The organism is Pseudomonas sp. A25(2017) (assembly GCF_002001065.1).
GTDB lineage: Bacteria > Pseudomonadota > Gammaproteobacteria > Pseudomonadales > Pseudomonadaceae > Aquipseudomonas > Aquipseudomonas kilonensis.
Window position 1 is genome coordinate 1 of sequence record NZ_MUOA01000103.1, and the last position, 24677, is coordinate 24677.

The 24677-nt window shown below is 61.3% G+C and carries 25 protein-coding genes and 1 pseudogene; 11 read left to right on the forward strand and 15 right to left on the reverse strand.

Going from position 1 to position 24677, the window contains the following annotated elements:
• Window positions 1–350: 350 nt before the first annotated feature.
• Complete coding sequence (locus B0E42_RS25485; protein WP_077508183.1) at window positions 351–2576, reverse strand: NADP-dependent isocitrate dehydrogenase; 2226 nt, start codon at window positions 2574–2576, stop codon at window positions 351–353.
• Window positions 2577–3058: 482 nt separating this feature from the next.
• Here B0E42_RS25485 and icd point away from each other — a divergent pair, with 482 nt between their 5' ends.
• Window positions 3059–4315, forward strand: a complete 1257-nt coding sequence (gene icd, locus B0E42_RS25495; RefSeq protein WP_018609234.1) for an NADP-dependent isocitrate dehydrogenase — start codon at window positions 3059–3061, stop codon at window positions 4313–4315.
• Window positions 4316–4392: 77 nt separating this feature from the next.
• Here the strand turns inward: icd and B0E42_RS25500 are convergent, their stop codons facing one another.
• Window positions 4393–4662: a cold shock domain-containing protein gene (locus tag B0E42_RS25500; RefSeq protein WP_018609236.1), complete on the reverse strand. Its 270-nt coding sequence runs from the start codon at window positions 4660–4662 to the stop codon at window positions 4393–4395.
• A gap of 226 nt (window positions 4663–4888) precedes the next feature.
• Here B0E42_RS25500 and clpS point away from each other — a divergent pair, with 226 nt between their 5' ends.
• Together clpS and clpA are read left to right on the forward strand one after the other, a co-directional pair.
• The gene (clpS, locus tag B0E42_RS25505) at window positions 4889–5251 is read left to right on the forward strand and encodes an ATP-dependent Clp protease adapter ClpS (protein ID WP_003180089.1); all 363 of its coding nucleotides are present in this window, start codon (window positions 4889–4891) and stop codon (window positions 5249–5251) included.
• A 29-nt stretch (window positions 5252–5280) separates the two neighbouring features.
• Window positions 5281–7551, forward strand: a complete 2271-nt coding sequence (clpA, locus tag B0E42_RS25510) for an ATP-dependent Clp protease ATP-binding subunit ClpA (protein WP_024616766.1) — start codon at window positions 5281–5283, stop codon at window positions 7549–7551.
• Between the two features lie 274 nt (window positions 7552–7825).
• Here the strand turns inward: clpA and infA are convergent, their stop codons facing one another.
• The 4 genes from infA to trxB all read right to left on the reverse strand — a co-directional run bounded on the left by infA (window position 7826) and on the right by trxB (window position 10653).
• Entirely contained in the window at window positions 7826–8044 is a 219-nt protein-coding gene (gene infA / locus B0E42_RS25515; RefSeq protein ID WP_002553999.1) for a translation initiation factor IF-1, read from the reverse strand.
• Window positions 8045–8166: 122 nt separating this feature from the next.
• Complete coding sequence (locus B0E42_RS25520; RefSeq protein WP_014337689.1) at window positions 8167–8874, reverse strand: arginyltransferase; 708 nt, start codon at window positions 8872–8874, stop codon at window positions 8167–8169.
• A gap of 57 nt (window positions 8875–8931) precedes the next feature.
• Window positions 8932–9612, reverse strand: coding sequence for a leucyl/phenylalanyl-tRNA--protein transferase (aat, locus tag B0E42_RS25525; RefSeq protein WP_018608514.1), 681 nt, complete (start codon window positions 9610–9612; stop codon window positions 8932–8934).
• Window positions 9613–9693: 81 nt separating this feature from the next.
• A complete protein-coding gene (gene trxB / locus B0E42_RS25530; RefSeq protein ID WP_018608516.1) occupies window positions 9694–10653 on the reverse strand; it encodes a thioredoxin-disulfide reductase in 960 nt (319 codons plus the stop codon).
• Between the two features lie 308 nt (window positions 10654–10961).
• On the opposite strand from trxB, the gene B0E42_RS25535 reads away from it, so the two are divergent.
• From B0E42_RS25535 to cysG, 6 genes are all read left to right on the forward strand, one after another.
• The gene (locus B0E42_RS25535) at window positions 10962–13367 is read left to right on the forward strand and encodes a DNA translocase FtsK (protein WP_018608518.1); all 2406 of its coding nucleotides are present in this window, start codon (window positions 10962–10964) and stop codon (window positions 13365–13367) included.
• Window positions 13368–13425: 58 nt separating this feature from the next.
• The gene (lolA, locus tag B0E42_RS25540) at window positions 13426–14049 is read left to right on the forward strand and encodes an outer membrane lipoprotein chaperone LolA (protein WP_003203330.1); all 624 of its coding nucleotides are present in this window, start codon (window positions 13426–13428) and stop codon (window positions 14047–14049) included.
• 228 nt (window positions 14050–14277) lie between these two features.
• A complete protein-coding gene (locus tag B0E42_RS25545) occupies window positions 14278–15603 on the forward strand; it encodes a replication-associated recombination protein A (protein WP_003203328.1) in 1326 nt (441 codons plus the stop codon).
• Window positions 15600–15974: a fluoride efflux transporter CrcB gene (crcB, locus tag B0E42_RS25550; protein WP_018608522.1), complete on the forward strand. Its 375-nt coding sequence runs from the start codon at window positions 15600–15602 to the stop codon at window positions 15972–15974. The genes B0E42_RS25545 and crcB overlap by 4 nt, the downstream gene beginning before the upstream one ends.
• A gap of 15 nt (window positions 15975–15989) precedes the next feature.
• Window positions 15990–17270, forward strand: a complete 1281-nt coding sequence (serS, locus tag B0E42_RS25555) for a serine--tRNA ligase (protein ID WP_018608524.1) — start codon at window positions 15990–15992, stop codon at window positions 17268–17270.
• Window positions 17271–18665 (forward strand): siroheme synthase CysG, encoded by a 1395-nt coding sequence (gene cysG / locus B0E42_RS25560; protein WP_014337696.1) that lies wholly within the window; start codon window positions 17271–17273, stop codon window positions 18663–18665. It abuts the gene before it with no gap.
• A gap of 137 nt (window positions 18666–18802) precedes the next feature.
• Here cysG and B0E42_RS25565 read toward each other — a convergent pair whose 3' ends face one another.
• From B0E42_RS25565 to B0E42_RS25600, 8 genes are all read right to left on the reverse strand, one after another.
• Complete coding sequence (locus B0E42_RS25565) at window positions 18803–19807, reverse strand: glutathione S-transferase family protein (RefSeq protein ID WP_053177773.1); 1005 nt, start codon at window positions 19805–19807, stop codon at window positions 18803–18805.
• Window positions 19808–19895: 88 nt separating this feature from the next.
• Window positions 19896–20897 carry a glycosyl transferase family protein gene (locus B0E42_RS25570; RefSeq protein ID WP_053177771.1) on the reverse strand — a complete coding sequence of 334 codons (1002 nt, stop codon included), beginning with the start codon at window positions 20895–20897 and terminating at the stop codon, window positions 19896–19898.
• Window positions 20894–21229 (reverse strand): TusE/DsrC/DsvC family sulfur relay protein, encoded by a 336-nt coding sequence (locus B0E42_RS25575; RefSeq protein ID WP_077508186.1) that lies wholly within the window; start codon window positions 21227–21229, stop codon window positions 20894–20896. Before B0E42_RS25575 ends, B0E42_RS25570 begins: the two co-directional genes overlap by 4 nt.
• Window positions 21226–21519, reverse strand: a complete 294-nt coding sequence (tusB, locus tag B0E42_RS25580) for a sulfurtransferase complex subunit TusB (protein WP_003203312.1) — start codon at window positions 21517–21519, stop codon at window positions 21226–21228. The genes B0E42_RS25575 and tusB overlap by 4 nt, the downstream gene beginning before the upstream one ends.
• A complete protein-coding gene (gene tusC, locus B0E42_RS25585; RefSeq protein ID WP_077508189.1) occupies window positions 21519–21881 on the reverse strand; it encodes a sulfurtransferase complex subunit TusC in 363 nt (120 codons plus the stop codon). The genes tusB and tusC overlap by 1 nt, the downstream gene beginning before the upstream one ends.
• Complete coding sequence (gene tusD / locus B0E42_RS25590; RefSeq protein ID WP_024619719.1) at window positions 21881–22273, reverse strand: sulfurtransferase complex subunit TusD; 393 nt, start codon at window positions 22271–22273, stop codon at window positions 21881–21883. Before tusD ends, tusC begins: the two co-directional genes overlap by 1 nt.
• A gap of 235 nt (window positions 22274–22508) precedes the next feature.
• Window positions 22509–22844, reverse strand: a complete 336-nt coding sequence (locus tag B0E42_RS25595; protein WP_077508192.1) for a DUF6388 family protein — start codon at window positions 22842–22844, stop codon at window positions 22509–22511.
• 2 nt (window positions 22845–22846) lie between these two features.
• Entirely contained in the window at window positions 22847–23107 is a 261-nt protein-coding gene (locus B0E42_RS25600) for a hypothetical protein (protein ID WP_014337702.1), read from the reverse strand.
• Between the two features lie 142 nt (window positions 23108–23249).
• Here B0E42_RS25600 and B0E42_RS25605 point away from each other — a divergent pair, with 142 nt between their 5' ends.
• Window positions 23250–23600 carry a hypothetical protein gene (locus tag B0E42_RS25605; RefSeq protein ID WP_014337703.1) on the forward strand — a complete coding sequence of 117 codons (351 nt, stop codon included), beginning with the start codon at window positions 23250–23252 and terminating at the stop codon, window positions 23598–23600.
• A gap of 128 nt (window positions 23601–23728) precedes the next feature.
• Here the strand turns inward: B0E42_RS25605 and B0E42_RS25615 are convergent, their stop codons facing one another.
• Window positions 23729–24160 (reverse strand): GNAT family N-acetyltransferase, encoded by a 432-nt coding sequence (locus tag B0E42_RS25615; protein ID WP_077508195.1) that lies wholly within the window; start codon window positions 24158–24160, stop codon window positions 23729–23731.
• Window positions 24161–24458: 298 nt separating this feature from the next.
• Here B0E42_RS25615 and ggt point away from each other — a divergent pair.
• Window positions 24459–24677: pseudogene (gene ggt / locus B0E42_RS25620) on the forward strand (gamma-glutamyltransferase); the annotation flags it as partial.

Sequence of the window (24677 nt, forward strand, 5' to 3'; positions counted from 1 at the left end):
GCCTAACAGCCGACCTGGTTCTCCCGGTCGTACACCCATCAGATCTGTGGGAGCAAAGCTTGCTCGCGAGGCAGCCTAACAGCCGACCTGGTTCTCCCGGTCGTACACCCGTCAGATCTGTGGGAGCAAAGCTTGCTCGCGAGGCGGCCTAACGGCCGGCCTGTTTCTGCCGGTTGTACTTCAATCCAACTGTGGGAGCGAGCTTGCTCGCGATAGCGGTGTGTCAGTCAATATTTGAATTGAATGATGAATTGCAATCGCGAGCAAGCTCGCTCCCACAGGGGTGGGTTCCAAATGCCAGAAACACAAACCCCGGCACGAGGCCGGGGTTCGTGGTACTGCCTACAACCTTACACCAGCGCAGCAATCGCCGCGTTGAAGGTGTTGCTCGGGCGCATGGCCTTGCTGGTCAGCTCCGGGTTGGCGAAGTAGTAGCCGCCGATGTCCGCGGGCTTGCCTTGGACGGCATTGAGCTCGGCAACGATTTTTTCTTCGTTGTCGGTCAATGTCTTGGCCAGGGAAGCGAACTGGGCCTTGAGGGCTGCGTCGTCGTCCTGGGCGGCCAGTGCCTGGGCCCAGAACAGGGTCAGGTAGAAGTGGCTGCCGCGGTTGTCGATGCCGCCGACCTTGCGCGAAGGCGACTTGTTGCGGTCCAGGAACTCACCGGTAGCCTGGTCCAGGGTCTTGGCCAGCACCAGTGCTTTCGGGTTGTTGTAGGTCACGCCCAGGTGCTCGAGGGACGCGGCCAGGGCCAGGAACTCGCCCAGGGAATCCCAGCGCAGGAAGTTTTCTTCCAGCAATTGCTGCACGTGCTTGGGGGCCGAGCCGCCAGCGCCGGTTTCGAACAGGCCACCGCCGTTCATCAGCGGCACGATCGACAGCATTTTGGCGCTGGTGCCCAGTTCCATGATCGGGAACAGGTCGGTCAGGTAGTCGCGCAGTACGTTGCCGGTCACCGAGATGGTGTCCTTGCCTTCGCGGGTGCGGGCCAGGGTGAACTTCATCGCGTCGACCGGCGACATGATGCGGATGTCCAGGCCGGCAGTGTCGTAGTCCTTCAGGTAAGTCTGGACTTTCTCGATCACGACGCCGTCATGGGCGCGCATCGGGTCCAGCCAGAAGATCGCCGGGGTGCTGCTGGCGCGGGCGCGGTTGACGGCCAGTTTGACCCAGTCCTGGATCGGCGCGTCTTTGGTCTGGCACATGCGGAAGATGTCGCCAGCTTCGACGCTCTGCTCCAGCAGGGTGCGGCCGTTGCTGTCCGAAACACGGACCACGCCGTCGACCTTGATCTGGAAGGTCTTGTCGTGGGAGCCGTACTCTTCGGCTTTCTTGGCCATCAGGCCAACGTTCGGCACGCTGCCCATGGTGGTTGGGTCGAAGGCGCCGTGTTGCTTGCAGTCTTCGATCACCGCCTGGTAGATGGTGGCGTAGCAGCGATCCGGGATCACGGCCTTGGTGTCGTGCAGCTGGCCGTCGGTGCCCCACATCTTGCCGGAGTCACGGATCATGGCTGGCATCGAGGCGTCGACGATGACGTCGCTCGGCACGTGCAGGTTGGTGATGCCTTTGTCGGAGTTGACCATCGCCAGGGATGGGCGCGCTGCGTAGACCGCCTGGATGTCGGCTTCGATCTGCGCCTGCTGCTCGGCCGGCAGGGCCTTGATGCGGGCGTACAGGTCGCCGATGCCGTTGTTCAGGTTGAAGCCGATCTGCTCCAGCACTTGTGCGTGCTTGGCCAGGGCGTCTTTATAGAACTCGGCAACGATCTGGCCGAACATGATCGGGTCGGAGACCTTCATCATGGTGGCCTTGAGGTGAACCGACAGCAGGACGCCTTTTTGCTTGGCGTCTTCGATTTCAGCGGCGATGAAGTCACGCAGGGCGTTTTTGCTCATCACGGCGCAGTCGAGGATCTCACCGGCTTGTACGGTGGTTTTTTCCTTCAGGACAGTGGCAGTGCCGTCCTGGGCGATCAGCTCGATTTTCACGCTGCCGGCGGCGTCGATCAGGGCGGCTTTTTCGCTGCCGTAGAAATCGCCGGTGCTCATGTGGGCTACATGGGACTTGGAGTCGGCTGCCCAGGCGCCCATTTTGTGCGGGTGCTTGCGGGCGTAGTTCTTGACCGACAGCGGCGCGCGACGATCGGAGTTGCCTTCGCGCAGGACCGGGTTCACGGCGCTGCCCTTGATCTTGTCGTAGCGGGCGCGGGCGTCTTTCTCGGCGTCGCTGCTCACGGTTTCCGGGTAGTCCGGCAGTGCGTAGCCCTGGGCCTGCAATTCCTTGATCGCGGCCTGCAGTTGCGGCACCGAGGCGCTGATGTTCGGCAGCTTGATGATGTTGGCTTCAGGCGTAACGGCCAGGTCGCCCAGTTCGGCGAGGTGGTCGGCTACGGCTTTGTCACCCAGTTGCTCGGGGAAGCTGGCCAGGATGCGCCCTGCGAGGGAGATATCGCGGGTTTCCACGGCGATATCGGCCGAAGCGGTAAAGGCTTCGACGATCGGCAGCAGCGAATAGGTGGCGAGGGCGGGCGCTTCGTCGGTGAAGGTATAGATGATCTTCGAGCGGGTGGGCATATTCGGATTAACTCTCTTCTTTGCTAAAGCATGCGCAGAAACTCGAGGGGCGCCGGGTAAGCGCGTTCGTTCAAAGTCATCCGTGAACCGAATGTCGAGGTTTCTTCGCGGTGATGTTGGGTGCATCAGTCGAGCGTCAAGCGGTTGGGCCGCGGTAACGGTCCGGCTTTTAAACTGACGGAAAGTCCTGTGATAGAGCGCTCAGCCAGTGTGACCCTGTGGTCAGCGGCGGCATTATACATAGGTAGCTGGCAATCTGCCGATGGTTCATAGACTTCCGTACACGTCCATTGGTCTAAACGTCGCAGTACCCAAGGCGCGGACTATGCTCATGTTTGGCGCTTTTCCCTTGGTTTTCAGGGTTGTACACCGCGAACTGCAACGCTTTACCCCGGATGAGCCTAACGTAGGGTTTGCGCGCCGATTCAAGTGGGGTACGCTCGAACGCAGCCAGATGTTCAATCCAAGCAATGGAGTTCAGCATGGGGTATCAAAAGATTCAGGTTCCAGCCGTCGGTGACAAAATCACCGTCAATGCAGACCATTCTCTTAATGTTCCCGACAACCCGATCATCCCCTTCATCGAAGGCGACGGCATTGGCGTCGATATCAGTCCGGTCATGATCAAGGTTGTGGACGCTGCGGTTCAGAAGGCCTATGGCGGCAAGCGCAAGATTTCCTGGATGGAAGTCTATGCCGGTGAGAAAGCGACTCAAGTCTACGATCAGGACACCTGGCTGCCCCAGGAAACCCTGGACGCGGTCAAGGATTACGTGGTTTCCATCAAGGGCCCACTGACCACGCCGGTGGGCGGTGGTATCCGTTCGCTGAACGTGGCCCTGCGCCAGCAGCTCGACCTGTACGTGTGCCTGCGTCCGGTGCGCTGGTTCGAGGGCGTGCCAAGCCCGGTCAAGAAGCCTGGCGACGTGGACATGACGATCTTCCGCGAGAACTCCGAGGACATCTACGCTGGCATCGAGTGGAAGGCCGGTTCGGCCGAAGCCACCAAGGTCATCAAGTTCCTGAAAGAAGAAATGGGCGTGACCAAGATCCGTTTCGACGAGGACTGCGGCATCGGCGTCAAGCCGGTTTCCAAGCAGGGCACCCAGCGCCTGGCTCGCAAGGCCTTGCAATATGTTGTCGACAACGACCGCGATTCGCTGACCATCGTGCATAAAGGCAACATCATGAAGTTCACCGAAGGTGCCTTCAAGGAATGGGCCTACGAAGTGGCGGCTGAGGAATTCGGTGCGACCCTGCTCGACGGCGGGCCGTGGATGCAGTTCAAGAACCCGAAGACCGGCAAGAATGTCGTCGTCAAGGACGCCATCGCCGATGCGATGTTGCAGCAGATCCTGCTGCGTCCGGCTGAATATGACGTGATCGCTACCCTGAACCTGAACGGTGACTACCTGTCCGACGCCCTGGCGGCGGAAGTGGGCGGTATCGGTATTGCGCCGGGCGCCAACCTGTCCGACACCGTGGCAATGTTCGAAGCCACCCACGGTACCGCGCCCAAGTATGCCGGCAAGGACCAGGTCAACCCGGGCTCGCTGATCCTGTCGGCGGAAATGATGCTGCGTCACATGGGTTGGACCGAAGCGGCCGACCTGATCATCAAGGGCACCAACGGCGCGATTTCGGCCAAGACCGTGACCTATGACTTCGAACGTCTGATGGAGGGTGCCAAGCTGGTGTCGTCCTCGGGCTTCGGTGATGCCCTGATCTCGCACATGTAAGCGAATCGGCGCTCAGCGCGAATGCCCGGCTCGAGTGATCGAGCCGGGCATTTTCATTTGTCCGGTGCGGCGGCCGGTCAGTGGGTCTCGGTGACCCTGACATTGACAGGGGCGGGCACATCTTCGGCGGTGACAAGCCTGATGTTGACCGCGTGCAGGCCCTTGGGTCCCTGGATGACGTCGAACGTCACAGGCTGTCCGGCCTTCAGGGTTTTATAGCCTTCCATGTTGATGGCCGAGTAATGGGCGAAAAGGTCTTCATCGTCCCTGCCGGCCGCGATAATGAAACCGTAGCCCTTGGCATTGTTGAACCATTTCACCTTGCCATTCATCTTGACGACCGACATAAGCCATTTCCCTCTGCAACGCACTCCATCACTGGAGTATCATCCAGTCCATCCGCAGGCTAATCTTGAAGTAAGGATAGATTCCACGGACCTTTTTAACCCACGATGGGCTCTATTGGTTGTAACACCGTTTTGCCGATAGTCAAGGTGGCCGGGTGGTCGTGGTTGAAATCACCCACAAGCGCCCCCATCACTGTATTCGCCAACTAAACGAACCTTTCTTTCCATGCATGCAGTCAGCCAGATTCGACTAACATTCAATCAGGATCGCCCGGATCTACACGACGACGATTCCGCAGGCATTGCTGTTCAGGAAGCAAAGCCCGCATTACAGGCGCCACCGATGTACAAGGTGGTTTTGTTCAACGATGACTACACACCGATGGATTTCGTCGTCGAAGTGCTCGAGGTGTTTTTTAACCTGAATCGGGAGCTGGCGACCAAGGTCATGCTGGCCGTCCATACAGAGGGACGGGCAGTATGTGGAGTGTTTACCCGCGACATCGCCGAGACTAAGGCCATGCAGGTCAACCAGTACGCCCGGGAAAGCCAGCATCCGCTACTCTGTGAAATCGAGAAGGACGGTTAACGCCGACCACTTGGGTATGAGGTGAAGCTATGTTAAACCGCGAGCTCGAAGTCACCCTCAATCTTGCCTTCAAGGAGGCTCGTTCGAAGCGTCATGAATTCATGACCGTCGAACACCTGCTGCTGGCCCTATTGGATAACGAGGCTGCCGCCACCGTTTTGCGTGCCTGCGGCGCGAACCTCGACAAACTCAAGCATGATCTGCAGGAGTTCATCGACTCCACCACGCCACTGATCCCCGTGCATGACGAGGATCGCGAAACCCAGCCAACCCTGGGCTTCCAGCGTGTCCTGCAGCGTGCTGTCTTCCATGTACAGAGCTCGGGCAAACGTGAAGTCACCGGCGCCAACGTGCTGGTTGCCATCTTCAGCGAGCAGGAAAGCCAGGCGGTGTTCCTGCTCAAGCAGCAGAGCGTTGCGCGTATCGATGTCGTCAACTACATCGCCCATGGCATCTCCAAGGTGCCGGGGCATGGCGATCATTCCGAGGGTGAGCAGGATATGCAGGACGACGAGGGCGGTGAGTCTTCTTCTTCAGGCAACCCATTGGATGCCTATGCCAGCAACCTGAACGAACTGGCACGCCAGGGCCGCATTGACCCGCTGGTCGGGCGCGAAGCGGAAGTCGAGCGTGTTGCCCAGATCCTGGCTCGGCGTCGCAAGAACAACCCATTGCTGGTGGGCGAGGCGGGTGTGGGCAAGACCGCAATCGCCGAAGGCCTGGCCAAGCGCATCGTCGACAACCAGGTGCCGGACCTGCTGGCCAACAGCGTGGTGTATTCCCTCGACCTGGGTGCCTTGCTGGCCGGTACCAAGTACCGCGGCGATTTCGAGAAACGCTTCAAGGCGTTGCTCGGCGAGTTGAAAAAACGTCCGCAAGCGATCCTGTTCATCGACGAAATCCACACCATTATTGGTGCCGGTGCAGCGTCGGGTGGGGTCATGGATGCGTCGAACCTGCTCAAGCCGTTGCTGTCGTCGGGTGATATCCGTTGCATCGGCTCGACCACGTTCCAGGAATTCCGCGGGATCTTCGAGAAAGACCGTGCCTTGGCCCGGCGTTTCCAGAAGGTCGATGTGTCGGAGCCTTCGGTGGAAGACACCATTGGTATCCTGCGCGGCCTGAAAGGGCGTTTCGAGCTGCACCACAACATCGAGTACAGCGATGAAGCCCTGCGCGCGGCGGCTGAGCTGGCCTCGCGCTACATCAACGACCGGCACATGCCGGACAAGGCCATCGACGTCATCGACGAGGCGGGTGCCTACCAGCGCCTGCAACCGGTGGAGAAACGCGTCAAGCGCATCGAAGTCCCTCAGGTCGAGGACATCGTGGCGAAAATCGCGCGGATTCCGCCTAAGCACGTCACCAGCTCCGACAAGGAGTTGCTGCGTAACCTGGAGCGTGACCTGAAGCTGACGGTGTTCGGCCAGGATGCGGCCATCGACTCGCTGTCGACCGCCATCAAGCTGTCCCGCGCCGGTCTCAAGTCGCCGGACAAGCCTGTGGGTTCGTTCCTGTTCGCCGGTCCTACCGGTGTCGGCAAGACCGAGGCCGCGCGGCAACTGGCCAAGGCAATGGGTATCGAGCTGGTTCGCTTCGACATGTCCGAGTACATGGAGCGCCACACCGTATCGCGTCTGATCGGTGCGCCTCCAGGCTATGTCGGTTTCGACCAGGGCGGTCTGCTGACCGAAGCCATCACCAAGCAGCCACACTGCGTATTGTTGCTCGACGAAATCGAGAAGGCGCACCCGGAAGTCTTCAACCTGCTCCTGCAGGTCATGGACCACGGTACGCTGACCGATAACAACGGGCGCAAGGCGGACTTCCGCAACGTGATCGTCATCATGACCACGAACGCTGGTGCCGAAACCGCAGCTCGCGCTTCGATCGGTTTCACCCATCAGGACCACTCGTCCGATGCGATGGAAGTGATCAAGAAGAGCTTCACGCCTGAATTCCGCAACCGCCTGGATACCATTATCCAGTTTGGTCGCCTCAGTCATGAAGTCATCAAGAGCGTGGTGGACAAGTTCCTTACCGAACTTCAGGCGCAGCTCGAAGACAAGCGTGTATTGCTGGAAGTCACCGATGCGGCCCGCAGTTGGCTGGCAGAAGGTGGTTACGATGTGACGATGGGTGCGCGGCCGATGGCTCGCTTGATCCAGGACAAGATCAAGCGTCCGCTGGCCGAGGAAATCCTCTTTGGCGAACTGGCCGAGCATGGCGGTGTGGTGCACATCGACATCAAGGACGGCGAACTGACCTTCGACTTCGAAACCACGGCCGAAATGGCCTGACCGTTCGTTGCAACACAGCAAAAGGCGCCGAAAGGCGCCTTTTTGCTATCCAGCCCCATACCACCCCCCTGTGGGAGCCGAGCTTGCTCCCACAGTTTGTCTGGGGCTAGGCATAAGATGAGTTTCACCGCCAATCCCCTGTGGGAGCCGAGCTTGCTCGCGATGGCGGCGGCGAGTTCGACATTGATGCAAGCTGACCCACCGCTATCGTGAGCAAGCTTGGCTCCCACAAACAAAAACGCCCGGCATCAGCCGGGCGTTTTGTATTGACTTGTTAGCGAGCGCGGTAAGTGATGCGCCCTTTGCTCAAGTCATAGGGCGTCAGCTCGACGCGCACTTTGTCACCGGTAAGAATACGAATGTAGTTCTTGCGCATCTTGCCGGAGATATGCGCGGTTACGACGTGCCCATTTTCCAACTCCACACGAAACATGGTGTTGGGCAGGGTGTCGACGACAGTGCCTTCCATTTCGAAGCTGTCTTCTTTCGACATGCAGTAAAGCCCTCGGTATCCAGTGAATGGCCCGGTGCAACTGCGCCAGGCAAAAGCGGCGTGCATTGTGCCCGAAAAAGGGGGTTCAAGCCAAGGGGTTCTAGCTTTTAAGCCGAAGGGGTTTAACTCAGGACAACCCACCGCTGGTTAATCAGCAGTTCAATGGGGCGATATTGGGTCTTGTAGTTCATTTTCTTGCAGTTCTTGATCCAGTAGCCCAGGTACACCGCTTCCAGTCCCAGGCGCCGGGCTTCGTTGATTTGCCAGAGGATGGCAAAGCGCCCCAGGCTGCGCCGCTCTTCGTCCGGCTCGTAGAAGGTGTACACCGCTGAAAGCCCATTGGGCAGCAGGTCCGTGACGGCGATGGCGACCAGGCGTCCGTCCAGTCGAAACTCGTAGAAGCGAGAAAACGGCAGGTCACGCACCAGGAAGGTCGAGAACTGATCCCGGCTGGGCGGGTACATGTCGCCATCGGCATGGCGTTGTTCGATGTAGCGCTGGTACAGGTCGAAATATTCTTCGGTGAACTGCGGCTTGGCCGGACGGACCTGCAGGTCGGCGTTGCGCTTGAAAATGCGTTTTTGCTGACGATTGGGCAAAAATTGCGCCACGGGGATGCGCGCCGGGACGCAGGCGTTGCAGTGCTGGCAATGGGGCCGGTAGAGGTGATCGCCGCTACGACGAAAGCCCATTTCCGACAGGTCTGCGTAGACATGCACATCCATGGGCTGGCTAGGGTCGAGGAACAGCGTCGTGGCCTGTTCCTCCGGCAGGTAACTGCAAGAGTGGGGCTGAGTGGCATAGAACTTCAAACGCGCCAACTCGGTCATGATCGACCCTCGGGATAAGCTTTGAATTTAATTGTAAGCCAGGAGCGCGAATGTCGCTCAGCAAACCCATGTCGCATGGTTGGGTTGGTCCAGATGCGCCTTTAGATAACCCGCAAACTCACTGCGTGGGATCGACCGTGCGCCCAGGCTGTGCAGGTGTTCGGTGGGCATCTGGCAGTCGATCAGCACGAAACCGGCGACCTTGAGGTGTTGGACCAGCCTCGCGAAGCCGAATTTCGACGCATTGTCGGCCCGGCTGAACATGGACTCGCCAAAAAACAGCTGGCCCATGGCCAAGCCATACAGGCCGCCCACCAACGCCCCTTGGTCCCACACTTCCACCGAATGGGCGAAACCGCGTCGGTGCAGTTCCAGATAAGCGGTTTGCATGGCGTCGGTGATCCAGGTGCCCTCGGCATAGTCCCGCGGCGCGGCGCAGGCCTGGATAACCGCCGCAAAATCCCGATCGAACGTTACTTTATAGCGCTGCTTGCGCAGCAGTTTGCCCAGGCTGCGGGAGATGTGCAGTTCGTCGGGAAACAGCACCGTGCGCGGGTCCGGCGACCACCAGAGGATCGGCTGCCCCTCGGAAAACCAGGGGAAGCAGCCGTGGCGATAGGCCTGGATCAGCCTGTCGGCGGATAGATCGCCACCGGCGGCCAATAACCCGTTGGGATCGCGCATGGCTTTTGCCAGTGGCGGGAACTCGAAGGTGTTGCGTTGTAACCAGGTCAGCATGGGTATCCGGTTTAGTAGAAGGGGAGGGCGGCAGGTGGCGGGCCTCGTCCATCGGCGAACGCCCGCCTGGAAGGTTAACCGTCAAACGGCCGGGATGTCATCGAGATACTTCTCTGCGTCGAGTGCGGCCATGCAGCCGGCGCCGGCGGAGGTAATCGCCTGGCGATAGACGTGGTCGGCCACATCGCCGGCGGCGAACACGCCTTCGATATCGGTCGCGGTGGCGTTGCCTTCGCTGCCGCCGCGCACGATCAGGTAGCCGTCACGCATCTTCAATTGGCCCTGGAACAGCTCGGTATTGGGTTTATGGCCGATGGCAATGAACACGCCGGCCAGGGACAGGGTGCTGGTTTCGCCGGTCTCGCTGTGGCGCAGGCGCGCGCCAGTCACGCCGCTGGCGTCGCCCAGGACTTCATCCAGGTTCTGGTTCCAGTGCAACTTGATATTGCCGCTGGCGGCCTTTTCGAAGAGTTTGTCCTGCAGGATCTTCTCTGAACGCAGCTTGTCGCGACGGTGGATCAGGTGCACTTCCCTGGCGATGTTCGACAGGTACAGGGCTTCCTCGACCGCGGTATTGCCGCCGCCGACCACGGCCACCACCTGGTTGCGATAGAAAAAGCCATCGCAGGTCGCGCACGCGGAAACCCCTTTGCCGGCGAAGCTTTCTTCCGAAGGCAGCCCCAGGTATTGGGCCGAGGCACCGGTGGCAATGATCAGTGCATCGCAGGTGTAGGTGCCGCTGTCGCCGATCAATTCGAATGGGCGCTGTTGCAACTTGGCGGTGTGGACATGGTCGTAGACGATCTGCGTGTCGAAGCGCTCGGCGTGCCGTTGCATGCGTTCCATCAGTACCGGGCCCGTCAGGCCTTCGACATCGCCGGGCCAGTTATCGACTTCCACCGTGGTGGTGAGCTGGCCACCGGCCTGCAGGCCGGTAATGACAACGGGTTTGAGGTTGGCGCGGGCAGCATAGACGGCCGCGCTGTACCCCGCAGGGCCGGAACCGAGAATGATCAGGCGTGAATGCTTCACTTCGCTCATAAAAAACACCTCATAAGCCTTTGTCACAAAAGAGAATGCATGGTCCAATTGGCGCGTGTACACCCTGTATCCGGCTATGCTGTCAGGCAATGCCTTGGCGCGGACAAACCCGTACAATGCTTGAGTTTTGAACGCAGGATGGGCTAAAGATCAAAATCTTCGGCAACACCTGCGGTTTTCTGGATGCACCTCACAGTGGTAAAAGTAGTACCGGTTGTGCACATTCACTTTTTTACCTGCTCGTCATGGGCAGTTTTTTATAGTCATTCAACAGATGGACGCGCCGTTGGCGCAGGAAAAGAAGCGTTTTGAAGAAATCCACCGCAGCACCCAAACCAGTCGTTCCGCTCTGGCGCCAGCAATTGCACTACCGGCTCAAGGAAGGTGCGTTGATCGCCATCGGTGCCCTGTGCCTGTTCCTGATGATGGCCCTGCTGACCTACGGCAAGGACGATCCGGGCTGGAGCCATAACAGCAAGATCGACGACGTGCAGAATTTCGGCGGTCCGGCCGGTTCCTACAGCGCCGACATCCTGTTCATGGTGCTGGGCTATTTCGCCTACATCTTCCCGCTGCTGCTGGCGATCAAGGCCTACCAGATCTTCCGCCAGCGCCACGAGCCGTGGCAGTGGAGCGGCTGGCTGTTCTCCTGGCGCCTGATCGGCCTGGTGTTCCTGGTGTTGTCGGGCGCCGCGCTGGCCCATATCCATTTCCATGCGCCCACCGGCTTGCCGGCCGGGGCGGGCGGTGCGCTGGGTGAAAGCCTCGGCGACCTGGCCCGGAACGCCCTGAACATCCAGGGCAGCACGCTGCTGTTCATCGCCCTGTTCCTGTTCGGCCTGACGGTATTCACCGACCTGTCCTGGTTCAAGGTCATGGACGTCACCGGCAAGATCACCCTCGACCTGATCGAACTGATCCAGGGCGCCATGAACCGCTGGTGGGCGGCGCGCAACGAGCGCAAGCAACTGGTGGCGCAACTGCGTGAAGTCGACGACCGCGTCCACGACGTGGTGGCCCCGACAACGCCGGACAAGCGCGAGCAGGCCAAGGTCAAGGAGCGCCTGATCGAGCGTGAGCAGGCGCTGAGCAAGCACATGTCCGATCGCGAGAAACAGGTGCCGCCGGTCATCACCATGGCCCCGGCCAAGCCGCCCGAGCAAAGCAAGCGCGTCCAGAAAGAGAAACAGGCGCCGCTGTTCGTCGACAGCGCGGTGGAAGGCACCTTGCCGCCGATTTCGATCCTGGACCCGGCCGAGAAGAAACAGCTCAACTATTCGCCCGAATCCCTGGCGGCCGTCGGCCATTTGCTGGAGATCAAGCTCAAGGAGTTCGGGGTCGAGGTCTCGGTGGACTCGATCCACCCGGGCCCGGTCATCACCCGCTACGAAATCCAGCCGGCCGCCGGCGTGAAGGTCAGCCGCATCTCCAACCTCGCGAAGGACCTGGCGCGTTCCCTGGCCGTGACCAGCGTGCGGGTGGTGGAAGTGATTCCCGGCAAGACCACCGTGGGCATCGAGATTCCCAACGAAGACCGGCAGATCGTGCGCTTCTCCGAAGTGCTGTCGACGCCTGAGTACGACAACCACAAGTCGCCGGTCACCCTGGCCCTGGGCCACGACATCGGTGGCAAGCCGGTCATCACTGACCTGGCGAAAATGCCTCACCTGCTGGTGGCCGGTACCACCGGTTCCGGTAAGTCGGTGGGTGTGAACGCGATGATCCTGTCGATTCTGTTCAAGTCCGGCCCGGAAGACGCCAAGCTGATCATGATCGACCCGAAAATGCTCGAGCTGTCCATCTACGAGGGCATTCCACACCTGCTGTGCCCGGTGGTCACCGACATGAAGGACGCCGCCAACGCCTTGCGCTGGAGCGTCGCCGAGATGGAACGCCGCTACAAGCTGATGGCGAAGATGGGCGTGCGCAACCTGTCGGGCTTCAACGCCAAGGTCAAGGAAGCCGAAGAAGCCGGTACGCCGTTGACTGACCCCTTGTATCACCGCGAAAGCATTCACGACGAAGCGCCGCTGCTGCACAAGCTGCCGACCATCGTGGTGGTGGTGGACGAATTCGCCGACATGATGATGATCGTCGGCAAGAAGGTCGAAGAGCTGATCGCCCGTATCGCCCAGAAGGCCCGTGCGGCCGGTATCCACCTGATCCTCGCCACACAGCGGCCGTCGGTGGACGTGATCACCGGCCTGATCAAGGCCAACATCCCGACCCGCATGGCGTTCCAGGTGTCGAGCAAGATCGACTCGCGGACCATCATCGACCAGGGCGGCGCCGAGCAACTGCTTGGCCACGGTGACATGCTCTACATGCCACCGGGCACCAGCCTGCCGATTCGGGTGCATGGCGCGTTCGTCTCCGACGACGAAGTGCACCGCGTGGTGGAGGCCTGGAAACTGCGTGGCGCTCCTGAATACAACGACGACATCCTCAACGGTGTCGAAGAAGCCGGCAGCGGTTTCGAGGGTAGCAGTGGCGGCGGTGACGACGATGCTGAAACCGATGCGCTCTACGACGAAGCGGTGCAGTTCGTCCTGGAGAGCCGCCGGGCCTCGATTTCTGCTGTCCAGCGCAAGCTGAAGATTGGCTACAACCGCGCCGCCCGCATGATCGAAGCCATGGAAATGGCTGGGGTGGTGACGGCCATGAACACCAACGGCTCGCGTGAAGTGCTGGCGCCGGGCCCGATGCGCGACTAACGACCCGGGCGGCCAACTGACACGCCGCTCGAACCCCCACGACTTCATGAGGACTCCCATGCGCCTGATTCGCATGTTGCTGTTGCCCGTACTGGCCTTGTCTACTTTGTCGGCCCACGCCGGCGAAAAGGACGTGGCTCGCCTGACCCAATTGCTGGGAGGCTCCCAGACCCTGACGGCGCGTTTCTCCCAGTTGACCCTCGATGGCAGTGGTACCCAGTTGCAGGAAACCGCTGGCGACATGGCCCTGCAGCGTCCAGGCCTGTTCTACTGGCACACCGATGCGCCAGCCGAGCAACTGATGGTCTCCGACGGCAAGAAAGTTTCCCTGTGGGACCCGGACCTGGAACAGGTCACCATCAAGACCCTCGACCAGCGCCTGACCCAGACGCCGGCGCTGCTGCTCTCCGGTGACATTTCCGAGATCAGCCAGAGCTTCGAGATCACCTCCAAGGAGGCCGGTGGCGTGATTGACTTCACCCTCAAGCCCAAGACCAAGGACAGCCTGTTCGACAGCCTGCGCCTGTCGTTCCGCAACGGCCTGGTCAACGACATGCAACTGATCGACAGTGTCGGCCAGCGCACCAATATCCTGTTCACCGGGGTCAAGGCCAACGAGCCGATCGCCGCGTCCAAGTTCAAGTTCGACATCCCCAAGGGTGCGGACGTGATCCAGGAATAAACCCAAAGCTCCTGTGGGAAATGACCTGTAGGAATGGTCTGTGGGAATTGGTCTGTGGAAATTGGTCTGTGGGAGCAAGGCTTGCCCGCGATTGCATCACCTCGGTCTACCAGATACACCGAGGTGTCTGTATCGCGGGCAAGCCTTGCTCCCACAGGTCTGCTCCCATAGATCTGCTTCTGCAGAGAGAATCGGCACCAGGATTCAGTGGAGGTTGCATAAGTAGTGATGGACCTGTTTCGAAGCGCCCCGATTGCCCAGCCATTGGCCGCCCGCCTGCGCGCGACCAACCTGGATGAGTACGTCGGCCAGGAACATGTGCTCGCCCGCGGCAAGCCTCTGCGCGAGGCCTTGGAGCAGGGTGCGTTGCACTCGATGATCTTCTGGGGCCCGCCGGGCGTGGGCAAGACCACCCTGGCGCGACTGCTGGCGGAAGTCTCGGACGCGCATTTCGAAACGGTGTCGGCGGTGCTGGCCGGGGTCAAGGAGATTCGCCAGGCGGTGGAAGTGGCCAAGCAGCAGGCCGGGCAATACGGCAAGCGCACGATCCTGTTCGTCGACGAAGTGCACCGCTTCAACAAGTCCCAGCAGGACGCGTTCCTGCCGTACGTCGAAGACGGCACGCTGATTTTCATCGGCGCGACCACCGAAAACCCCTCGTTCGAACTCAACAACGCTTTGCTGTCGCGGGCGCGGGTCTATGTGCTCAAGAGCCTCGATGAGGCGGCGATGCGCAAGCTGGTGCATCGCGCGCTGACCGAGGAGCGCGGCCTGGGCAAGCGGCATTTGAGCCTTAGCGATGAAGGCTTCCAGATCCTGTTTTCAGCCGCCGATGGCGATGGCCGGCGCCTGCTCAACCTGTTGGAAAACGCCTCGGACCTGGCCGAAGACGACAGCGAGATTGGCGTCGAGCTGCTGCAAAGCCTGCTGGGCGATACCCGTCGGCGCTTCGACAAGGGTGGCGAAGCGTTCTACGACCAGATTTCGGCGCTGCACAAATCCATACGCGGTTCCAACCCCGACGCAGCCTTGTACTGGTTTGCACGCATGATCGACGGCGGCTGCGATCCGCTGTACCTGGCGCGGCGCGTGGTGCGCATGGCCAGCGAAGACATCGGCAATGCCGACCCGCGGGCCCTGAGCCTGTGCCTGGCGGCCTGGGACGTGCAGGAGCGCCTCGGCAGCCCGGAAGGCGAGCTTGCCGTGGCCCAGGCGATCACTTATCTGGCCTGCGCGCCGAAGAGCAACGCCGTGTACATGGGCTTCAAGGCGGCGATGCGCAGCGCTACCGAGCACGGTTCCCTCGAGGTGCCGCTGCACCTGCGCAACGCGCCGACCAAGCTCATGAAGCAGTTGGGCTATGGCGAAGAATACCGGTATGCCCATGACGAGCCGGACGCTTATGCTGCCGGCGAAGACTATTTTCCCGATGAGCTCGAACCCCAGCGCTTCTACCAGCCAGTGCCTCGGGGCCTCGAACTGAAGATCGGCGAGAAGCTCAACCACCTGGCGCAGCTAGATCGCCTGAGCCCACGGCAGCGGAGAAAACCGTGATCCCCTTGATATTGGCAGTTTCCGCTGGCGGCGTCGCCGGCACATTGTTGCGTTTCGCCACGGGCAACTGGATCAACGCAAATTGGCCCCGGCACTTCTATACCGCGACGCTGGCCGTTAATATCGTGGGCTGTCTGCTGATCGGCGTTCTTTACGGTCTGTTTTTGATTCGCCCGGAAGTGCCCATCGAGGTGCGTGCCGGGCTGATGGTTGGCTTTCTCGGCGGCCTGACGACTTTTTCATCCTTTTCACTGGATACGGTGCGCCTGCTGGAAAGCGGGCAGGTGCCGCTGGCCTTGGGCTATGCGGCCATCAGCGTATTCGGCGGGCTGCTCGCGACCTGGGCTGGCCTGTCCTTGACCAAACTTTGATAACGAGAGACCGACATGCTCGATTCCAAACTGTTACGTAGCAACCTCCAGGACGTAGCGGACCGCCTGGCTTCCCGTGGCTTTGCCCTGGACGTCGCGCGCATCGAAGCGCTGGAAGAACAGCGCAAGACCGTCCAGACCCGCACCGAAGCCCTGCAGGCTGAACGTAACGCGCGCTCCAAGTCCATCGGCCAGGCCAAGCAGCGTGGCGAAGACATCGCGCCGTTGATGGCCGACGTCGAGCGCATGGCGGGCGAATTGAGCGCGGGAAAGGTCGAGCTGGACGCGATCCAGACCGAGCTGGATTCGATCCTGCTGGGCATCCCGAACCTGCCTCACGAATCGGTGCCGGTCGGTGAAGACGAAGAGGGCAACGTCGAAGTGCGCCGTTGGGGCGCGCCGAAAGCCTTCGATTTCCCGGTACAGGACCACGTGGCCCTGGGCGAGAAATTCGGCTGGCTGGACTTCGAAACCGCCGCCAAGCTGTCGGGCGCCCGTTTTGCCTTGCTGCGCGGGCCGATTGCCCGTCTGCACCGGGCCCTGGCGCAGTTCATGATCAACCTGCACGTCACCGAACACGGCTACGAAGAAGCCTACACGCCGTACCTGGTCCAGGCCCCGGCGCTGCAAGGCACCGGCCAGTTGCCGAAGTTCGAGGAAGACCTGTTCAAGATCAGCCGCGAAGGCGAGGCCGACCTGTACCTGATCCCGACGGCCGAAGTGTCGCTGACCAACATCGTGGCCGGCGAAATCGTCGACGCCAAGCAACTGCCGATCAAGTTCGTCGCCCACACGCCGTGCTTCCGCAGTGAAGCCGGGGCGTCGGGCCGTGACACCCGTGGCATGATCCGCCAGCATCAGTTCGACAAGGTCGAGATGGTGCAGATCGTCGAGCCTTCGAAGTCCATGGAAGCGCTGGAAAGCCTGACCGCCAATGCCGAGAAGGTCCTGCAACTGCTGGAACTGCCGTATCGCACCCTGGCGCTGTGCACCGGTGACATGGGCTTCAGTGCGGTCAAGACCTACGACCTGGAAGTCTGGATCCCGAGCCAGGACAAGTACCGCGAGATTTCCTCGTGCTCCAACTGCGGCGACTTCCAGGCCCGCCGCATGCAGGCGCGTTTCCGCAATCCGGAAACCGGCAAGCCGGAACTGGTCCACACCCTCAATGGCTCCGGCCTGGCGGTGGGTCGTACCCTGGTGGCCGTGCTGGAAAACTACCAGCAGGCCGACGGTTCGATCCGTGTGCCTGAAGTGTTGAAGCCCTACATGGGCGGCATCGAGGTCATCGGCTAAATGGACTATTTGCCACTGTTCCACAACCTGCGCGGCAGCCGCGTGCTGGTGGTCGGCGGCGGCGAGATTGCCTTGCGCAAGTCCCGCCTGCTGGCCGATGCCGGCGCGTTGCTGAGGGTGGTCGCACCCGACATCGAACCGCAGTTGCGGGAACTGGTCAGTGGCAGCGGCGGTGAATGCATTCTGCGTGGTTACGTCGAGGCTGACCTGGACGGCTGTGGTTTGGTCATCGCCGCCACCGACGACGAACCGCTCAATGCCCAGGTCTCGGCCGATGCGCATAAGCGTTGCGTGCCGGTCAACGTGGTGGACGCGCCGGCCCTGTGCAGCGTGATCTTCCCAGCGATTGTCGACCGTTCACCCTTGGTGATCGCGGTGTCCAGCGGCGGCGACGCGCCGGTGCTGGCGCGGCTGATCCGGGCCAAGCTGGAAACCTGGATTCCGTCGACCTACGGGCAACTGGCCGGGCTGGCGGCGCGTTTTCGCAGCCAGGTCAAAGGCTTGTTTCCCGATGTGCAGCAACGACGGGCGTTCTGGGAAGAAGTGTTCCAGGGCCCTATCGCCGACCGACAACTGGCCGGGCAGGGCGCTGAAGCCGAGCGTCTGCTGCGGGAAAAAATCGATGGCCAGGCGCCGAACGCGCCGGGCGAAGTTTATCTGGTGGGGGCCGGGCCCGGCGATCCGGACCTGTTGACCTTCCGCGCCTTGCGCTTGATGCAGCAGGCAGACGTGGTGCTGTACGACCGCCTGGTGGCGCCGGCGATCCTGGAGCTGTGCCGGCGCGACGCCGAGCGCATCTACGTCGGTAAGCGCCGTTCCGAACACGCCGTGCCCCAGGACCAGATCAACCAGCAATTGGTCGACCTGGCCCGCCAGGGCAAGCGCGTGGTGCGGTTGAAGGGTGGTGATCCGTTCATCTTCGGGCGCGGTGGCGAGGAGATCGAAGAACTGGCGGCCCATGGCATCCCGTTCCAGGTCGTCCCGGGCATCACCGCGGCCAGTGGTTGCGCGGCCTACGCCGGGATCCCGCTGACCCATCGCGACTACGCCCAATCGGTGCGTTTCATCACCGGCCATCTCAAGGACGGCACCAGTGACTTGCCATGGGCCGACCTGGTGTCGCCGGCGCAGACGCTGGTGTTCTACATGGGCTTGGTCGGCCTGCCGATGATCTGCAGCGAGCTGATCAAGCATGGCCGTGCGGCGGATACGCCAGCGGCGTTGATCCAGCAGGGCACGACGTCCAACCAACGGGTCTTTACCGGCACTTTGGCGGACTTGCCACGGCTGGTGGCCGAGCACGAAGTGCATGCGCCGACCCTGGTGATTGTTGGGGAAGTGGTGCAGTTGCGCGAGAAGCTGGCGTGGTTTGAAGGGGCTCAAGGCCAGGTCTGAAGACCGCGTCGCCCCCTTCGCGAGCAAGCCCGCTCCCACATTTTATCGCGTTCAGCCGAAGAATAAGGCCTACGCCGATCCAATGTGGGAGCGGGCTTGCTCGCGAAGAGGCCCTCAACTGCAACAAAGATCCAGGATCAATCCCCAGCCCCACGCCAAATCCCTTTCCCACTCAACCTTCCCCGATCATGGGCGACCGTAAAGTCCTGCTTCGGCCCCTTGGGCACGATCCCATTGGGGTTTATGGTCTTGTGGCTGCCGTAGTAATGGCCCTGGATGTGGGTGAAATCCACGGTATCGGCAATGCCTGGCCATTGGTACAACTCCCGCAGCCAGTTCGACAGGTTCGGATAATCGGCGATGCGCCGCAGGTTGCATTTGAAGTGGCCGAAGTACACCGCGTCGAAGCGGATGATCGTAGTGAATAGGCGAATATCCGCCTCGGTCAGGTATTCGCCAGCCAGGTAACGGCGGGTTCCCAGCAACGCCTCCAGCCCATCCAGCTCGGCAAATAGCCGGTCGAAGGCTTCTTCATAGGCCGCTTGGGTCGTGGCGAATCCGGCCCGGTACACACCGTTGTTCACCGCCGGGTAGATCCGCTCGTTCAAGGCGTCGATATCGCGACGCAGGTGTTCGGGATACAGGTCCAGGTCGTTGCCGGTCAAGCCGTCGAAGGCGCTGTTGAACATGCGGATGATTTCCGCCGATTCATTGTTGACGATGCGTTGTTGGCGTTTGTCCCACAGCACCGGCACGGTGACGCGGCCGGTGTAGTCCGGCGTGTCGGCGGTGTAGCGCTGATGCAGGAAGCTCAGGTTGTCGAGTTTGTCGCCAGTGGAGCCGTGGGCCTTGTCGAAGGTCCAGCCGTTTTCCAGCATCAGGTAGCTGACCACCGACACATCGATCAAGTCTTCCAGGCCCTTGAGCTTGCGCAAGATCAGCGTGCGGTGCGCCCAGGGGCAGGCCAGGGAGACGTACAAATGGTAGCGCCCGGCCTCGGCGGCAAAGCCGCTGTCGCCCGAGGGGCCGGCGCTGCCGTCGGCGGTGACCCAGTGACGGCGTTGCGCCTGCTCGCGCTGGAAGGTGCCGTCCTTGCTTTCATACCACTGATCCTGCCAGCGGCCCTCGACCAACAAACCCATCTGGATGTCCTCGCTCAATAAATATTGGAGACGAGTCTATGCCCATAGGTTCGAACTAAAAGCGCAAAGGTTGGGCGCTAATGATCGGTTAAATCGAACGATCCCGGGCATCCCAATACTGCCGGGCTTTGTCGAACGCGTCTTCGCGAGCCAGGCCCAGGCCACGCAAGGCCAGGGCCATGGTGGCGATCAGTGCCAGTTGCGGGTAGCTGTCTTCGACGTCACCGCGCCAGATCGCTTTCAAGTGCTCGGGATCGAGGTTTTCCGGTTTGACGTGGCGCTGCTCGGCCAGTCGCGGCCATTCTTCGTCCCAGCTGACGCCGCCGGTGGTGCCGTACAGGTGGCTGTCGGCGTCCGGGTTGATTTCGATCTCGCCGCCGTCGCCCTTGATGACGATGGCGGTATCACCGAGCAAACCGCTGGCATCGCGGTGCACGGCCTGATAGCCCGGGTGGAAGATGCTTTGCAAGCCGCAACGGGCGGCCAGCGGGTTGAGGATGCGTGCCAGGGAGTGGATCGGCGAGCGCAGGCCCAGGGTGTTGCGCAGGTCGATCATCCGCTGCATCTGCGGTGCCCAGTCCACCAGCGGCATGAAGGCCAGGCCGCCGTTGTCCAGTGCGCTGCCGACCTGCTGCCAATCCCGGCACAGTGGGATCTGCAGCAAACCGAGCAATTGTTCGGTGTAGAGCCGGCCTGCCGTATGAGCGCCGCCGCCGTGCATGAAGATCCGCACGCCGTTCTGCCCAAGGCACTTGGCCGCCAGCAGGTACCACGGCAGATGGCGCTTCTTGCCGGCGTAGGTCGGCCAGTCGAGGTCCACCGCCAATGCCGGGACCACCAGGCGTTCACGCAGGGCCTCGGTGAAACCGGCCATCTCCTCGGCGCTTTCTTCCTTGTGTCGCAGCAGCATCAGGAAGGCGCCCAGCTGGGTGTCCTCGACCTGTTCGTCGAGCACCAGGCCCATGGCCTCGCGAGCTTCTTCGCGGGTCAGGTTGCGGGCACCGCGCTTGCCTTTGCCCAGGGCGCGCACGAACTGGGCGAACGGGTGTTCGGCCGGGGTCTCAAGGGTCAGTGCTGGAAAGTCGGTCATAAGCAATTCGTCGGTTTGGGCAGGCCCGCCAGCTTGGCGGCGAGTTTGGCGGGAGTGCCTTTGAACAATCGGTTCAGGTGCAGGCTGTTGCCTTTGTCCACGCCCAGTTTCAGTGCCGTGTACTTGATCAGCGGCCGGGTCGCGGGGGAGAGCTGGAATTCGTTGTAGAAGCCGCGCAGCAGTTCGAGGATTTCCCAGTGTTCGGGACTCAACTCGATGTCCTCAGCGGTGGCCAGGGCCGTGGCGACCTCGGCCGACCAGTTGTCTAGGTCGGCCAGGTAGCCGTCCTTGTCCAGCGCGATGGCGCGGTTGCCCACGTTCAGCGTGTTCATAGCCAGGTGTTGACCTTGTCGTGCTCGATCGACAGCTCGACGAAACCTGAATAGTTGATGGCTTCGGCCCAGTCTGGTGTGTCCAGGGCGCGGGCCTGGAGGTCTTCGGCGAGCACGAACAGATTCACGCCGGCGGCCTGCAGCACTTCAAACGGTGGGCTGCCCGGTTGCAACGCGTACGTCGCGTCACCGCACAGCAGCAGCGCATCCTGATTGCCCAGTACCCGCAGGCAACTGGCGAGGCGGTTATCGCCGAAGGGCGAATGAGACAACACATGCAAAGTCGACATCAGAGGGTGATCACCTGGTCGTAACGATCAATGAGCGCGGCGATTTGCGGCGCGGTCAGTGCTTTCACGTCGCCCAGCGCCAGGGTATCGGTGGTGATACCCCGTTCGGCGGCGCTGTCGGCGCAGAGGAACAGGTCCTCGACGCCGAACATCGGCAACGCCTGCAGGTTGGCGCTCAGGTCCTTTTGCTGGACCGCCTTGGCGTTTTGGCCGGCCGTGAGCTGGAACACGCCGTCATCGAGAAACAGCAGGCCGATAGGCAGGTCGAACGCACCGCCGGCCAGGACGATGTCCAGCGCTTCACGGGCGCCGGGGCCGGACCATGGGGCCTGGCGGCTGATGAGCAATAAAGACTTGGCCATCACGCGCCTCCAAAACAGATCAAACGGTCGGCGTCCTGGATCGCATCGTGCAACTGACCCAGCCCGGACAAGGCCCAGGGCGCCTCGACACTGGCCGCCGAACGCCGGTAGCGCTGGGCCTCTTCCTCGTTCAACACCCCACGGCGCAACGCCGCCGCGATGCAGACCACGCCGTCGAGCTGGTTGTCGCTGACAAAGGTTCGCCACTGCTGGGGCAGGTCTTGTTCATCCTGAGGCGTGACGACACTGGCGCAGGCGTTATAGACGCCGTCCTGATAGAAAAACAGCCGCACGATCTCATGCCCGCCCGCCAGCGCCGCCTGGGCAAACAGCAAGGCACGGCGCGAGGAGGGCGCATGGGCGGCGGAAAACAGCGCGATGGCGAACTTCATGACAGACCCGATCAGCAAAACTGCGGCCATGATAATGCTTTATGGGCGGTGGGGCGATTGTGAGGCTTCAATACAGGATCTGGATCAGGCTCATTGTGGCGAGGGGATTTATCCCCGCTGGGCTGCGAAGCAGCCCCTCTTCCAGTCATTGCGGTCTGTCTGATACATCGCGTTGGCAGATCCAGGGGCTGCTTCAGCCCAGCGGGGATAAATCCCCTCGCCACAGGGAAAGTGCTCAGTCCCGGGGTTTGAGGCCATGCAACTCGCAATACTCCGCCCATTCCATCCCGGCCATTTCCGCCACTTCCCTGTGCACCTCCAGGCGCTGGGCCTGGTAGTCCTGGGGCGAGGCGGCGGTCAGCTGCAGGGTCAGTTCCCAGGCAAACAGGCCCAGGCGCTCGGCCTCGGCTTCGAAGGCTTCATGCAACCGCTCGGCGCGGTACTGCGCGGCGGTCTCGCCCTTGGCCTGGGCCAGCAGCGGGTTGAGGTGGTCCAACTCGATGCGCAGCTCGGGGCGCTCATCGAGAAATATTTCCAGGGCCCGTTCGTGTTGTTGTTCGGTTGCCGCCATGGTCACTCCTTGGGGGATGCAGACTGCTTCTTGCTGGCCTTGGCCGCAGCCGCCAGGCATTCGAGGGCGAATTGTTCGGTGTAGGTCATCTGGATCGGCGTGGTTTCGCCCTTGACGGTGCGTTCGCCGTCGAGGATGTAGCGAATCCGCTTGTCGGTGACGCCGATGCGCTTGGCGATCCAGGACGGTGTCTGGCCGATCTGGCTGATCAGTTTGTCGGCGTATTCGGCGGTGGGTTTGTAGAATTCGGCGTTGGGGGTCATGGGGTGTTCCGCGTGGCTGGTGGCAATGGCGCGACAGGGTGCGCGAATCGCAGGGCGATGTCCCGTGTAAATTTCAGTAAAGCAGCACGAAGGCCCGGGTCGCAGTGCTACAGTCCGTTTTTTTTCTCGATGAGTGAACGCAATGCGAATGTTGACGGTGGCCCTGGCCGCAACCTTGCTGGCCGGCTGCGCGGGTTCGGCGATGAACGAGGCCCGGACCCAGGCCCCTTACAAGACCCTGACCTCGGACAAACCCGAACAGATCGTGGCCCAGTGCGTGCAGTTCTCCTGGCAGGACGAGGCGGTGTTCGGTGTCGATGCCGGCGCCTACCTGCAACCGGGCAAGAAGGGTGGCTCGACGGTCTACACCCGCTCTGCCGAATCGTTTGTCGATTTGCATGCCGGTGCGACAGGCACCGAGTTGAGTTATTACGCCAAGCATGACGACTTCGTGGCCAAGCGCCGGTTGGCGGCGTTGGCGACGTGTCTTTAAGCAACTCGAATTGAAAACCGGATTGAGTGTGGGAGCGGGCTTGCTCGCGAAAGCGGTCAATCATTCAACATTGTTGTCGACTGATTCTCCGCCTTCGCGAGCAAGCCCGCTCCCACAGGATCAGTACTTCAATTGGTCTGAGTCAGGCGCTTCTGGAAGAAGAAGTGCTGGTGGCCTGGCGGGTAGTCGTCGATCTGGCCGATTTCCGTGAAGCCGTGTTTGCGGTAGAACTCCGGTGCCTGGAAGTCGAAGGTGTCCAGCCAGATGCCTACGCAGTTTTTCTCCCGGGCCAGTTCTTCGGCCATCTGCATCAGGGTCGAGCCCGTGCCCTGTCCCCGGGCCTGTTCCGGCACCACCAGCAGCTCGATGTACAGCCAGCGGAAAAACACCCGGCCGTAGAGTCCCCCGACAATTTCGTCCTGTTCGTCCCGCACCAGCCACGCGACCAGTTCTGGCACCGTCCCGCCGGTCTTGGCCGTGTTATAGGCGCGCAGCGGGGCGATGATGGCTTGGCGTTCTTCGTCGGTGGGCGTATCCGTGCGTTCGATTCGTAGCGTCATCGGCGATGTCCTTATGCAGTCAAGATGAACCGCAGGAGCCTATCCCAAAGGCTGCCGTGGCGTCACCCGGTTGACTTGAAATGGGCGAATTACCCAAACCCAGCCATACTGAAATGTCCTGAAACAGCCACTCGTCAAAAAATGTGGGAGCAAGGCTTGCCCGCGATGCAAACACCTCGGCGTGACTGAAAAACCGAGGCGATGCCATCGCGGGCAAGCCTTGCTCCCACAGGTGATGCAGGACACTTGTGCTCTTGATGCGATCCCCCGACTTTTTAAAACAAGAAGAGGCCGACTCATGAAGTTCGAATCCTTTGCCCGGACCCTCGTTGCCACCACCCTGACCCTCAGCTGTTTGTATGCCCAGGCCGCCTCCCAGGCGCCAGTGGCTGCCGAGAACGGCATGGTGGTCACCGCCCAGCACTTGGCGACCTACGTGGGTGTCGATGTGCTCAAGAGTGGCGGCAATGCCGTGGATGCGGCGGTGGCGGTGGGGTATGCCCTGGCGGTGGTGTAT